At 69.9% G+C, this 10,969-nt stretch carries 14 protein-coding genes; 5 read left to right on the top strand and 9 right to left on the bottom strand.

Annotated features, from left to right (window positions below; translation table 11 throughout):
- Window positions 1-4: 4 nt before the first annotated feature.
- From BLQ03_RS00955 to BLQ03_RS00945, 3 genes are read right to left on the bottom strand one after another with little or no spacing between them, the layout of a single operon-like run.
- Window positions 5-544, bottom strand: a complete 540-nt coding sequence (locus BLQ03_RS00955) for a MotE family protein (RefSeq protein ID WP_090751709.1) — start codon at window positions 542-544, stop codon at window positions 5-7.
- A complete protein-coding gene (locus BLQ03_RS00950; RefSeq protein ID WP_090751707.1) occupies window positions 537-875 on the bottom strand; it encodes a hypothetical protein in 339 nt (112 codons plus the stop codon). Before BLQ03_RS00950 ends, BLQ03_RS00955 begins: the two co-directional genes overlap by 8 nt.
- Window positions 872-1,354, bottom strand: a complete 483-nt coding sequence (locus BLQ03_RS00945) for a flagellar basal body-associated FliL family protein (protein WP_090751705.1) — start codon at window positions 1,352-1,354, stop codon at window positions 872-874. Before BLQ03_RS00945 ends, BLQ03_RS00950 begins: the two co-directional genes overlap by 4 nt.
- 111 nt (window positions 1,355-1,465) lie before the next feature.
- On the opposite strand from BLQ03_RS00945, the gene fliF reads away from it, so the two are divergent.
- From fliF to BLQ03_RS00925, 4 genes are all read left to right on the top strand, one after another.
- Window positions 1,466-3,046 (top strand): flagellar basal-body MS-ring/collar protein FliF, encoded by a 1,581-nt coding sequence (gene fliF, locus BLQ03_RS00940; RefSeq protein ID WP_090751703.1) that lies wholly within the window; start codon window positions 1,466-1,468, stop codon window positions 3,044-3,046.
- On the top strand, window positions 3,046-3,606 hold the full coding sequence (locus tag BLQ03_RS00935) for a hypothetical protein (protein WP_090751701.1): 561 nt from the start codon (window positions 3,046-3,048) through the stop codon (window positions 3,604-3,606). The genes fliF and BLQ03_RS00935 overlap by 1 nt, the downstream gene beginning before the upstream one ends.
- A gap of 1 nt (window position 3,607) precedes the next feature.
- Window positions 3,608-3,856 (top strand): FliM/FliN family flagellar motor C-terminal domain-containing protein, encoded by a 249-nt coding sequence (locus BLQ03_RS00930; protein WP_090751698.1) that lies wholly within the window; start codon window positions 3,608-3,610, stop codon window positions 3,854-3,856.
- A 92-nt stretch (window positions 3,857-3,948) separates the two neighbouring features.
- Window positions 3,949-4,773: a flagellar type III secretion system pore protein FliP gene (locus BLQ03_RS00925; RefSeq protein WP_090752106.1), complete on the top strand. Its 825-nt coding sequence runs from the start codon at window positions 3,949-3,951 to the stop codon at window positions 4,771-4,773.
- Window positions 4,774-5,426: 653 nt separating this feature from the next.
- Here the strand turns inward: BLQ03_RS00925 and BLQ03_RS00920 are convergent.
- Window positions 5,427-6,386 (bottom strand): acetyl-CoA carboxylase carboxyltransferase subunit alpha, encoded by a 960-nt coding sequence (locus BLQ03_RS00920; protein WP_090751696.1) that lies wholly within the window; start codon window positions 6,384-6,386, stop codon window positions 5,427-5,429.
- A gap of 147 nt (window positions 6,387-6,533) precedes the next feature.
- Between BLQ03_RS00920 and BLQ03_RS00915 the strand changes: the two genes are divergently transcribed.
- A complete protein-coding gene (locus BLQ03_RS00915) occupies window positions 6,534-6,836 on the top strand; it encodes a YciI family protein (RefSeq protein ID WP_090751694.1) in 303 nt (100 codons plus the stop codon).
- Between the two features lies 1 nt (window position 6,837).
- Here BLQ03_RS00915 and BLQ03_RS00910 read toward each other — a convergent pair whose 3' ends face one another.
- The 5 genes from BLQ03_RS00910 to BLQ03_RS00890 form a co-directional block, all read right to left on the bottom strand.
- A complete protein-coding gene (locus BLQ03_RS00910; RefSeq protein ID WP_090751692.1) occupies window positions 6,838-7,269 on the bottom strand; it encodes a molybdenum cofactor biosynthesis protein MoaE in 432 nt (143 codons plus the stop codon).
- Window positions 7,269-7,514 carry a molybdopterin converting factor subunit 1 gene (gene moaD, locus BLQ03_RS00905; RefSeq protein ID WP_175558740.1) on the bottom strand — a complete coding sequence of 82 codons (246 nt, stop codon included), beginning with the start codon at window positions 7,512-7,514 and terminating at the stop codon, window positions 7,269-7,271. The genes BLQ03_RS00910 and moaD overlap by 1 nt, the downstream gene beginning before the upstream one ends.
- A 2-nt stretch (window positions 7,515-7,516) precedes the next feature.
- Window positions 7,517-8,137, bottom strand: coding sequence for a CDP-diacylglycerol--glycerol-3-phosphate 3-phosphatidyltransferase (gene pgsA, locus BLQ03_RS00900; protein ID WP_090751688.1), 621 nt, complete (start codon window positions 8,135-8,137; stop codon window positions 7,517-7,519).
- Window positions 8,138-8,237: 100 nt separating this feature from the next.
- Window positions 8,238-9,446, bottom strand: coding sequence for a YcjF family protein (locus BLQ03_RS00895; RefSeq protein ID WP_090752103.1), 1,209 nt, complete (start codon window positions 9,444-9,446; stop codon window positions 8,238-8,240).
- 78 nt (window positions 9,447-9,524) lie between these two features.
- Window positions 9,525-10,904 (bottom strand): YcjX family GTP-binding protein, encoded by a 1,380-nt coding sequence (locus BLQ03_RS00890; protein WP_090751686.1) that lies wholly within the window; start codon window positions 10,902-10,904, stop codon window positions 9,525-9,527.
- Window positions 10,905-10,969: the final 65 nt, after the last annotated feature.

The following is a 10,969-nucleotide window of genomic DNA, read 5'->3' as shown; positions in this document are numbered from 1 at the left end:
GGGCTCAGTCTCCGGTCAGGCGGCGCGCGCCCATGTGAGCGGTCAGGACCGCGGCCTGGCCCGGGTCGATCTGGGCGATGATGCGCGCGCCCGCGTCGGGCTGGACGCGCGTCAGGATCTCGGCCGCGAAATCGGGCGGCAGGGCCGCGATGATCGTCGCGGCCTCGGCAGGCTTCATCGCGTCATAGACGGCGATCAGCCGCTCGATCCCCTCGCTGCGGCCCGCGTCCTGGCCCGCGCGGGTTTCTCCCAGCGCAGCTTTGGCCTTTTTCAGGGACAGGAGCCGCGCTGTGATCTGCGCTTCGGCGGCGGCGATCTCGCCCTTGCGGCGCTCGAGATCGGCCAGCGCGCGGTCCACGGCGATGCCCCGCAGCCGCAGCGTTTCGGCCAGGGCCACGGCCTCGGGAATGTCGGTGCAGCCGTCGAGCAGCTCGGCCGGAGCGGCCTCGGCTGTCAGCGAGCGCGCGAGCCGGTCCCCCTGCGCGATGGCCAGTCCCGCGACAAGGGCGATGGCGCTGCCCATCCAGAAGATGCGGTCAGGCATGGCCGGCCTCCTTGACCCGCCGGCGGCGCAGCGGACGGGCGGGCGCCGCCTGGGGCAGGAACTGCTGCTGCAGCGCCCAATAGGCGCGTTCGGACTTGGCCTTCTCGATCTCGCGCGCAAGGCCGTCGCTGGCGGTCGTGGCGCCCGCCTGAGCGGCAGCCAACGCCGCCTCCAGCCGCGCGATCTCGGCCGCCATGACGGCAATCGCGCCCCCCAAGCCGGTTTCCAGGTCGTTCAGCTTGCGCAGGCGCCGCGCGAGGACATGGCAGAAGCCGGCCACGGCCAGTCCCGCGACCACCAGCGCGACTTGCAGGATGAGGGAAAGGGTCATTGGATACGGAACTCGGTGATGAGAAGGTCGCGAAGAGCCGAGTCGCCCAGGACGAAGCGGGTGCGGGTCGCAAGCTCGCCGCGCAGGATTTCCAGGATGCCGCGGCGGCTGAAGGCGGCTGCGTCGATCTGCGACAGGAAGCCGTTGTAGCTGTCGGTGATGCGCGGCATCAGCAGCCGCGCCTGAGCAAGCGCCTCGGGCGCGACCTCGAGCGTGACGGCCAGCGCCAGCGTCTGCGTCCGCTCGCCCGGCAGTGTCAGCACGATGCGCGGCACGTCGAGGAAGGTCGCGGCAGGGGGCGCCTGCACCTCGGCCGGGGCGGGTTCGGTAGGGCGCAGCATTGCCATCGGCGACCAGAGCCCCGTGGCCGTTGTGCCTGCCCCCGTTGCCAGCGCCAGGACCGGCAGCAGCACCGGACGCAGCCGTTTCAGCAATGGCCGGGGGGGCGATGCGTCAAGCGGTTCGCTGATGTCCGTCATCTGATTCTCCGTCCTGATGGGACCGGAGTAGCAGCAGGGGGCTAACCAATTCTTAATCGGCCCCGTGCCATCACCGTTCCTGTCGATTCGAGAACGATTCGAGAGGGCGGAATGCAGAAGCTTGCCGAGTACTGGAACGACCGCAGTGCCAGCCAGAAGCGGCTGATCGGGGCGGCGTTCCTGCTGACCTTCGTGGCCGTTGCGGGCTTTGCCTGGCTGGCCAGCCGCACGCCCATGGCGCTGCTCTATTCCGGCCTCGATTCGGCCCGGGCCGGCGAGGTGATGGCCGAGCTCGACAAGACCGGCATCCCTTCGGAAATCCGTGGCGACGCTATCTGGGTCGCCGAGGCAGAACGAGACCGGCTGCGGATGACGCTGGCGGGCATGGGTCTGCCCTCACAGGGCGGCGCGGGCTACGAGATCTTGGACGGGATGTCGGGCTTCGGCACGACCTCGCAGATGTTCGACGCGGCCTATTGGCGGGCGAAGGAAGGCGAGCTTGCCCGCACCATCCTGACGGTTCCGGGTGTCAAGGCGGCGCGCGTGCATGTCGCGCCTCCTTCCACGCGGGGCTATCGGCGTGACGCGGGCGGGGCGGCCTCGGTCACGGTCACGATGAGCGGGGGCACGCTGGACGCCCGGCAGGCGCAGTCGCTGCAGTTCCTGGTCTCCTCGGCGGTGCCCGGGCTCGATCCCGAGCGGGTCAAGGTGATCGACAGCGCCCGCGGCATCGTCTCAACCGGCGAGGAAACCGTCGCCGCCGACCGCGCGGCCGAGATGAAGCGCAACGTCGAGCGCATCCTCGAGCCCCATGTCGGCCCCGGCAATGCAATCGTGGAACTGAACCTCGACCTGGTGACCGAAACCGAGCAGCTGTCCGAGCAGACCTTCGACCCGAACGGCCGCGCGCTGGTCTCGCAGGAAAACGAGGAAACCACCGACCAGTCCACCAACGGCGAGCAGGCGGCGGTCACGGCCTCGTCGAACCTGCCCGAGGGGACGGGCGCACAGGGCGAGCAGAGCCGGACATCCAGTTCGGAAACGCGGCAGCGGCAGAATTATGAGGTGAGCCGACTGACGCGCGAGGTCCTGCGCCAGCCCGGTGCCACGCGGCGGCTGACGGTGGCGGTGCTGGTGAACGGCACGGCCGAAAAGGCCCCCGACGGCACCGAAACCCTGGTGCCCCGCAGCGAGCCGGAACTGGAGGCGCTGCGCGAGCTTGTCGCCTCGGCCGTGGGCTTCGACGAGGCGCGGGGCGATGTCATCACCGTCAAGTCGCTGCCCTTCTCGGCGCTTGGCACCGAGGGCAGCTCGGCCGAACCCGGCGGGCTGCTGGCGCAGTTGCCGCTGAACGACCTGGCCCGGCTGGCGCTGATCGGGTTCTTCGCGCTGACCGTGGCGATGGTCGTGATGCGTCCCATCCTGCGCGCACGCTCGGGCAGCGCCGAGCCCGCGCTGCTGGACAACTCGGGCGCAGGCGCGGGCGAGATCCTTGCGCCTGCCCTTGCGCCGCCCGGGGCTGCCTCCGGGGCGGAACTGCCGAGCCTGTCGGCTGCGGCGCCCGAGTTCGAGGTGACGCCGCCCGCCGCGCTGGCCGATCCCGTGGCCCGCCTGCGCGAGCTGATGCGCGAGCGTCAGGAGGAAAGCATGCGCATCCTGTCGGGCTGGATCGGCCAGAAGGAGGAAGCCTGATGGGCGCGCTGCTTCAGCTGGAACGCTTCGACACTGGTGCCGAGAAGGCGTCACCGCCGCCTGTCTTCGCCCAGTCCGACCTGGAGGCCGCCTTTGCCGAAGGTCTTTCACAGGGTCGGCGAGAGGCGGAGGCCCTGCAGCTCGACCAGCTTTGCGCCGCCCTGAGCGGACTGTCCGAGCGACTCGAGGCCGAAGGCGCCGCCCGCCTTGCTGCAGGAGAGGGGCAGGTCCAGGCACTTGCGCCTTTGGTCGGGGCGCTTCTGGACGGGATCATGCCGGTCGTGGCGCGGGCGCGGCTGGAAGCGGCGCTTCTGGCCGAGTTGCGGCAGGTTGCGGCCTCGGTCGCGCCGCTGACCGTGAAGATCCGATGCGGGCCGGACATGGCGCCTTTCACGGCCGCCTGCCTCGCCATGACCGGCATCGAGGCGATCGGGATCGATCCCTCGGGACCCGAGGGGTGCATCGAGGCCGAGATGCTGGGCGGCACCGCGACCTGGGAGGTTGCGCGCGTAACCGAGCAGTTGCGCGGCCTTGTCCTCGAGATGATAGAGGTGGAATGACATGGACCTGGAACAGGGCCTGATCCCGACCGAGCAGATCCAGGTCGAGATCGCGATCCGCATCGGCCGCACGCGGATGTCAGTGGCGGACCTCGCGCGCCTTCAGGCCGAGGACGTGCTGCCGCTGGACCAGGATGCCGCGGACGGGGTCGAAATCTGCATCGGCGACAAAGTCGTGGCCCGCGGCGAGCTTGTCGAACATGGCGAGGGCCGCCTGGCCGTGCGCATCCTCGGCCCGGCCGCCGCATGACTGCGAAGGGCGGTGGCGGCGACGGGCGCGGCAGGGGGGCGCCAATTCCTGCAATGATCGCGCCAAGCGGCCCTGGCCGGGCGACGACCGAAATGGGTTCGGCAGCGTCAAGGCAGAGCAGGGCCTGTGGGATATGCTGCCCGCTTGGTTGGGTTGCGCTGGCTGTCCTTGCAGCGTTGCCGGACAGCACGGCAGCGCAGGATCTTTCGGGTCTTGCCACCCAGGCTGCGGGCGGGGTCAGCCAGAATGCCGTGATCCTCGTGGTGGGGCTGACGCTGCTGTCGCTCGCGCCCGGGCTCGCGGTCATGGTGACCTGCTTTCCCTTTGTCGTGACGGTGCTGTCGATCATGCGGCAGGCGATCGGGCTGCAGCAGTCGCCGCCGAACATGCTGATCGTCAGCCTTGCCCTGTTCCTCAGCTGGTACGTGATGGACCCGGTGCTGCGGGATGCCTGGGAGGTCGCGGGCGCGCCGCTGACGCGGGGCGAGATCGCACTGGACACGGCCTTCGATCGCGGAATCGAGCCCTTCCGCCGCTTCATGGCCGAGCGTACCGACCTTGACACGATGGCCGCCCTGGCCGAGGTGGCGCCGCGCCCCGAGGTGTCGCAGCCCGGCCCTTTCGCACCAGAAACGGCTCAGGGTGACATGCCGGATCCCGAGACAGCCCCCTTGTCGCTATTGGTGCCCGCCTTCATGCTGACCGAGATCGAGCGCGCCTTCGCCATCGGCTTTCTTGTCTCGCTGCCCTTCCTGATCATCGACCTGGTGGTTTCCGCGATCCTGATGTCGATGGGGATGATGATGGTGCCGCCCACCGTGGTCGCGCTGCCCTTCAAGCTGGCCTTCTTCGTGGCGGTCGATGGCTGGGGACTGATCGCTGCGGCCTTGGTGCGGGGCTACCAGGGTGGTGGATGAGCGCAGGCTTCGAGCTCTGATAGACCTAAGGTGGTACTAATGCGGCAATGCCCGCCGTGACGCGGTCCAAGGTAAATGCGACCTCGGGAAGCTTATCATGCAGGTGAGATCATGCGCTTGGCCTGACCTTGGCCATGTCGGGATCAAGCAGGTCCCGCAGCATCCCGAAAACGCATGGCTACGCCCCAACGGTCCGCGACAGTGCTGACGCCGGGAATGGACAAGGGGAGCGGCGGCGCGTCACACGGCCTGCCAAGTCTATGCCGATGACCGGTGTCGCTGATCGCGGCTGCAGGCTTCGAACAACAGGCATGAGGCGAGCCCCTCGGGGCAGCGCTCGTTGCGAGGAGCCATCAGCGCTTCAGCCAAGGTCAAGCTGCAGGTTTCTGCCGACCTTTGCCAGGGGGCCACGAAGGCGGATTGATGCGTTTGCCATTGATGGACGAGTCTATTTTCATCAGCACCAAGCCGTCAGGAAGGCAAAGTTCCTCGGATTTAGATGGAGCGGAAAGGCCGGAGTCCCGACCTCGCCAGACGGACGCCGAGACCCGGCGCGCTGCGCGCCAGCTGGGCCGAAGTTCAGGAGTGCATCGCGCAGGAAGGCACCAGTACTCCTGAGGAGGCCTGGCGCTCTGCTTCAAGGTGCCTGCCGCTCAGGCCGCCAGGCCGCGCGCGCCCATGTCGAGGAACTTCTGCCGCCGGGCGCGGATCAGGTCGGCGGGCTTGCGGCCCTGCAACTCGCCCAGAAGACGCGCGATCTCGTCGCCGACCGAGCGGATCGTCTCGTCGCGTTCGCGCTGGGCGCCACCGGTGGGCTCGGGGATGATCGCGTCGATCACGCCCAGCTTTTTCAGGTCCTGCGCGGTCAGCTTCAGCGCCTCGGCCGCCTCGCGCATCTTGTCGGCGTCCTTCCACAGGATCGAGGCGCAGCCCTCGGGCGAGATCACCGAATAGATCGAATGTTCCAGCATCGCCACGCGGTCGGCCGTGGCGAAGGCCACCGCGCCGCCCGACCCGCCCTCGCCGATGATGACCGAGACAAGGGGCACGCCGATCTGCAGGCATTTCTCGGTCGATCGCGCGATGGCTTCAGACTGGCCACGCTCCTCGGCGCCCTTGCCGGGATAGGCGCCGGGCGTGTCCACCAGGGTCACCACCGGCAGGCGGAAGCGGTCGGCCATGTCCATCAACCGGATCGCCTTGCGATAGCCTTCGGGGCGGGCCATGCCGAAGTTGCGGTGGATGCGCGAGCGGGTGTCGTTGCCCTTCTCGTGCCCGATCACCACCACCGCCTGGTCGCGGAAGCGGGCAAGGCCTCCCATGACCGCGTGGTCGTCGCCGAAGGCGCGGTCGCCCGCGAGCGGCGTCCATTCGGTGAACAGCGTCTCGACATAGTCCTTGCAGTGCGGCCGGTCGGGGTGGCGCGCGACCAGCGCCTTCCGCCACGGATCGAGGTTGCGGTAAAGGTCGCGCAGCATGTCCTGCGCCTTGCGGTCCAGCGCCGCGGCCTCTTTCTCGAGATCAACGCCCTCGCCCCGGCGGGCGAGCGCGCGCAGCTCCTCGGCCTTGCCTTCCAGGTCGGACAGCGGCTTTTCGAACTCGAGATAGGTCATGGGCGGGCGCCTTTCGCTGATCGCCGCCTATATGCGGGGCAAGGCGGCGGATTGCAACGAAGGCCGCGCGGCAGGGACCGCGCGCAGGGCCGCTTGCCAAGGGGCGTCCGGGGGCGCAGTCTCGCGCCAGAAAGGCACGAGGTTGCCATGCCCGCCATCCTTCTACGCCTTCACCCTCCCCGCCCCGACTTTCCCGATGGCGCGACCGCCGCCGAAGAGCAGGCGATGACGCACCATGCGGCCTGGTGGCAGGCGATGGCCGACGAGGGCTACGCGATTGCGGTCGGCCCCGTGCTGGACCCCGAGGGGGTCTGGGGCCTGGCCCTTGTCTGGGCCGACAGCGAGGCCGACGCGCTGCGGCTGGTCAAGGGCGACCCGGTGCTGACCGCGGGCCTCGGCTTCCGCTATACGGCGGTGCAGATGGGCGGGCTGATCCTGCCGGGATCCTGACCTACCAGCGGTTCAGTGCCGCCTCGTCCTCGTCCTTCGCGGCGACCCAGCCGCGCGGGCCTTGCGCGCCGATCTCGCGCTTCCAGAAGGGCGCGCGGGATTTCAGCCAGTCCATCAGGAAATCGGCGGCATCAAAGGCCGCGCGGCGGTGGCGGGCGGCGGTGGCGACTATCATGATCGGCTCGCCGACCGCGATGCGGCCATGACGGTGGACAACGAGCACGTCGGACAGGCCGAAGCGCTCGGCGGCCGCCTGCGCGTGTTCGGACAGGGCGCGCTCGGTCATGCCGGGGTAATGCTCGATCTCCAGCGCCGTCAGGCCGTCGTCTCCGCGCACGAGGCCGGTGAAGGTCACGACCGCGCCCGCGCCCGCGCCGAAGCCCTGCGTCAGGGCGGCGGCGTCGAAGGGCTCCGGCTGGACAAGGACACGCATCAGCCGCCCGTCATCGGCGGAAAGAAGGCGACCTCGCGGGCATTGCCCAAGGGCGCGTCCAGATCCGTGAGTGCCTGGTCCACGGCCACGCGCACCGCGCCCAGGTCCGACAGCGCCGCCGCGTGGCGGTCGGTGCGGGCGACCAGTTCCGCCACCAGCTCACGCACGGTCGCGGCCGAGGTTTCCACGCGCTCGCGGGGGGCGCCGATGCGCTCGCGCAGCCAGGCGAAGTAAAGGATATCCAGCGTCATCGCACATCCCTCAGCCAGGGCCGGGCCTTCTGGAAATAATCCCAGCCGGTGATCGCGGTCAGGATCGCCGCGATCCACATCAGGACCAGCCCCAGATGCGTGGCGAGGTCCGACCAGTCGCCGCGCCAGACGCGGCCTTCGCCCACCAGCGGCGGCAGGCCCTTTTCGTAATAGTCGATGCCCGTGCCCAGGAACATGACGGCAATGGCGATCATCTGGGCGGTGGTCTTCCACTTGGCAAGCTTGGTGACCTTCAGCCGCCCGGCATCCGAGCCCAGGAACTCGCGCAGGCCCGCCACGAAGACCTCGCGGAACAGGATCACGGTCGCGGGCAGGATCAGCCAGGGGTTCATGCCGGAATAGCCGGTGATCACGACCAGCGCGATCACCACCATCGCCTTGTCCGCGATCGGATCCATCGCCGCGCCGAAACGGCTTTCCTGCTGCCAGCTGCGTGCCAGATGGCCGTCGATCCAGTCTGTCACCGCTGCCAGAACGAACAGCGCCAGCGCCGCGAAATCGGCGAAGGGACGGCTGATGAACAGAAACATCAGCGGCACCCCGGGGGCGGCGACCAGGCGCAGAAGCGTCAGCAGGTTGGGCAGGTTCCATCTCATGCCCCGCAGGCTAGTGTCTCGGGCGCGCGGGCGAAAGGGGCGGCAGGCGCGATGCACGGAGCTTTCATCCGCTGACGGCGGACCGGCGCCCGATCGGGCGTCAGTCGTTGCCGAACAGACCCTTGAGGCCCCGCGTCAGCAGGTTGCCGACCTTGGGACGCGGCGCCTGGATGAAGGGCAGGGGGCGGCAGACCTCCATTGCGGCGATGCCGACCCGGGCAGTCAGCGCGCCGTTCACGACTCCCTCGCCGAAGCGGCGGCTGACCTTGGCGAGGATGCCGCCGCCCGCGACGGTGTGGATCAGGTCGTCGCCCGCCGCGACCGCGCCCGTGGCGATCAGGTGGGTGATGACGGTGCGGGCCAGCCGCCAGCCGCCCACCGCACCCGCGCGGCCGCCGTAGATCTCGGCCATGCGGCGGATCATCCGCAGGTTCGCGGCCAGCGCCGTCAGCACGTCGGCCAGCGCCAGCGGGATCAGGGCGGTCGCGGCGGCGACGGTGCGGGCCGCGCCCTCGATCTCGCGCCGCGCCTGCTGGTCGAGGGGGGCGAGCAACTCGGCCTCGGCCACCGCCAGGACCACGCGGGCATCGAAGCTGTCGCCCCGGCGCTGGGCGAGGTTCTGGCGCGCGCGCGCCATCTCGGGGCGGCGGGCGTAAAGCGCGTCGAGCCGGTCCACCGCCGCGTTCGCGCGCTTCAGGTCGCCCGAGGACAGGGCAAGCCCCGATTCGCGGTGGATTGCGTCGATGCGCCCCAGCCGCGCCCAGGCGGCGTATTCGCGCACCGCCAGCGCCAGGGTGGCCAGCGTGAAGGCCGCAAACAGCCCGATCCCGATCCAGCCCAGCACCGGCGAGCGCGCCATGAGGCTGTCGAAGAATCGCAGCGCCGCCATGGACAGCAGAAAGGTCAGCAGAGCCGCGAGGCTGTTCAGGAAGAACCGCGTCACCTTCGAGGGGCCGCGCCCCACGATCCGCGTCACCATCTCCATCGTGCGCGGGCGGGGCAGGGGAGAGGCCAGCCCATCGTCGATGGGCGGCGCGTCGGCGGGCGAGGGACCGGGGGGCGCATCCAGCAGGCGCGGCGCGCGGGCGTCCCGGCGCGGAGGGGGCGTGTCGGTCCGTTCGACGCGGGGCGGGACCGGACCAGGCACCACGCGGTCCTGCGGGTCCGGGCGGGTCTCCTGCGGCCGCGACGTGGCATCCTCGGGCCCGGAAGCCGTGCGAGCTGCCTCGGGTTCTGCCGCGCTTTCGGGCGCAGCGGGTCCGTATTCGATCAGCACCGGCCCGCGGCGGGGCGGAGGAGTGTCAGCCATCACGACCCTCGTTGAGCAGGACCGATATCTGATCGTCTTGCATGGAAAGGTTTTCCATTTGCATTTTCCCTCGGCTCCTCACAACCGGTCCCCGATCAGGAACTCGGCGGCGCGGTCCAACCGGATATGGGGCGGGCCGTCGCCGGGGCGAAGGGTGTTCGGGGCAGGGGCGAAGTTCATCACGGCATAATCTGCATCGAGCCAGCGGGTCGCGCCTTCCGCTGCCGGGCGCAGCAGGTCGGCGGGGTTGTCGGGCAGCTCGCCGGGGTAGAAGGCCGCCTGCCGTCCGTCCATCAGCGTGCCGCGCACGGCGGGCAGATCCAGCCCCTCCTGCCGGATGATCTCCTCGGTCGTGGTGCGCAGGGCGGCAAGGGCCAGCGCCTCGGTGCGCGCGCCCTGGAAGTCGGCGCGGTCGCGGGCCTCGCGCAGCATGGCGGTCAGGATGTTCGTCAGCCGCGCGTGCTGCAGATGGTGCAAGTGGTCGGCCTTGGTCGCGGCGAACAGGATGCGTTCCACCCGCCGCGTGCCCAGAAGCTGGGAAAGCCAGCCCACCCGGCCGGGGCGGAAGGCCGACAGGATGTCGGCCATGGCGCGGCGCATGTCCTCGACCGCGCGGGGACCGGCATGGATGGCGCCGAGGACATCCACCAGCACCACCTGCCGGTCGATGCGGGCGAAGTGGTCGCGGAAGAAGGGCCGGACCACGCGCGACTTGTAGGCGTCGAAGCGGCGCCGGAATTCCTTGTACAGGGGTGAGCCCGCCATTGTCTCGGGCAGCGGAGAGAAGGTCAGCGCGGGCGAGCCCTCCATCTCCCCCGGCAGCAGGAACCGTCCCGGCGTGGTGTCCGAAAAGCCCGCGTCCCGCGCTGCCGCCAGATGCGCCGTGTAGGAGGCCGTCATGCGCTGGGCCAGAGGCTCGGCAAAGCGCGCCTGCGCGTCGATGCCGCCGAGGCCCGAAAGATAGGCCTCCGCGCCGGGGCGGCCCTCCATCCGCTCCAGCGTCTCGGCGGACCATTGCGCAAAGCTGCGGTCCATCAGGCGCAGGTCCAGAAGCCACTCGCCGGGGTAGTCCACGATGTCGAGGTGGATGTTCTGCACGCCCCTCAGTCCCGACAGAAGCCCGCGCGGCTGGACCCGCAAGGACAGGCGCAGCTCGCTGACATGGCGGGTGCCCTCGGGCCAGTGGGGGTCGGGGCCGGTCAGGGCGGCAAGGTGACGTTCGAACTCGAAGCGGGGCACGGTGTCGTCGGGCTGGGGCTGCAGCCAGGCCGCGCGGATGGTGCCGTCGGCCGCCGCCCGCAGGCCCGGCATCCGCCCCCTGTCCAGCAGGTTCGCCACCAGCGAGGTGATGAACACCGTCTTGCCCGCCCGGCTGAGACCCGTGACGCCCAGGCGGATGACCGGATCGGCCAGCCCAAGCCCGCGCATCAGACTGCCAGTGGTGTCGGACAAGGCCATGCGGTCCCCCGTGAAATCAACGGCATGAATGAACGGCCTGTCACATAGGCGGTCCCGGCCCCAAC

Source organism: Paracoccus chinensis (genome assembly GCF_900102885.1).
GTDB classification, from domain to species: domain Bacteria; phylum Pseudomonadota; class Alphaproteobacteria; order Rhodobacterales; family Rhodobacteraceae; genus Paracoccus; species Paracoccus chinensis.
The sequence above is the reverse complement of the archived record's forward strand: the minus strand, read 5'-3'. Positions and strand labels throughout refer to the sequence as shown.

Coding starts and splice junctions, on each gene's coding strand:
- BLQ03_RS00890 (WP_090751686.1), bottom strand. CDS start 10,904: ATGGCCTTGTCCGACACCACTGGCAGTCTGATGCGCGGGCTTGGGCTG.
- BLQ03_RS00930 (WP_090751698.1), top strand. CDS start 3,608: ATGGACCTGGAACAGGGCCTGATCCCGACCGAGCAGATCCAGGTCGAG.
- BLQ03_RS00910 (WP_090751692.1), bottom strand. CDS start 7,269: ATGCGTGTCCTTGTCCAGCCGGAGCCCTTCGACGCCGCCGCCCTGACG.
- BLQ03_RS00925 (WP_090752106.1), top strand. CDS start 3,949: ATGGGTTCGGCAGCGTCAAGGCAGAGCAGGGCCTGTGGGATATGCTGC.
- BLQ03_RS00915 (WP_090751694.1), top strand. CDS start 6,534: ATGCCCGCCATCCTTCTACGCCTTCACCCTCCCCGCCCCGACTTTCCC.
- BLQ03_RS00920 (WP_090751696.1), bottom strand. CDS start 6,386: ATGACCTATCTCGAGTTCGAAAAGCCGCTGTCCGACCTGGAAGGCAAG.
- fliF (WP_090751703.1), top strand. CDS start 1,466: ATGCAGAAGCTTGCCGAGTACTGGAACGACCGCAGTGCCAGCCAGAAG.
- pgsA (WP_090751688.1), bottom strand. CDS start 8,137: ATGAGATGGAACCTGCCCAACCTGCTGACGCTTCTGCGCCTGGTCGCC.
- BLQ03_RS00935 (WP_090751701.1), top strand. CDS start 3,046: ATGGGCGCGCTGCTTCAGCTGGAACGCTTCGACACTGGTGCCGAGAAG.
- BLQ03_RS00950 (WP_090751707.1), bottom strand. CDS start 875: ATGACCCTTTCCCTCATCCTGCAAGTCGCGCTGGTGGTCGCGGGACTG.
- BLQ03_RS00955 (WP_090751709.1), bottom strand. CDS start 544: ATGCCTGACCGCATCTTCTGGATGGGCAGCGCCATCGCCCTTGTCGCG.
- BLQ03_RS00895 (WP_090752103.1), bottom strand. CDS start 9,446: ATGGCTGACACTCCTCCGCCCCGCCGCGGGCCGGTGCTGATCGAATAC.
- BLQ03_RS00945 (WP_090751705.1), bottom strand. CDS start 1,354: ATGACGGACATCAGCGAACCGCTTGACGCATCGCCCCCCCGGCCATTG.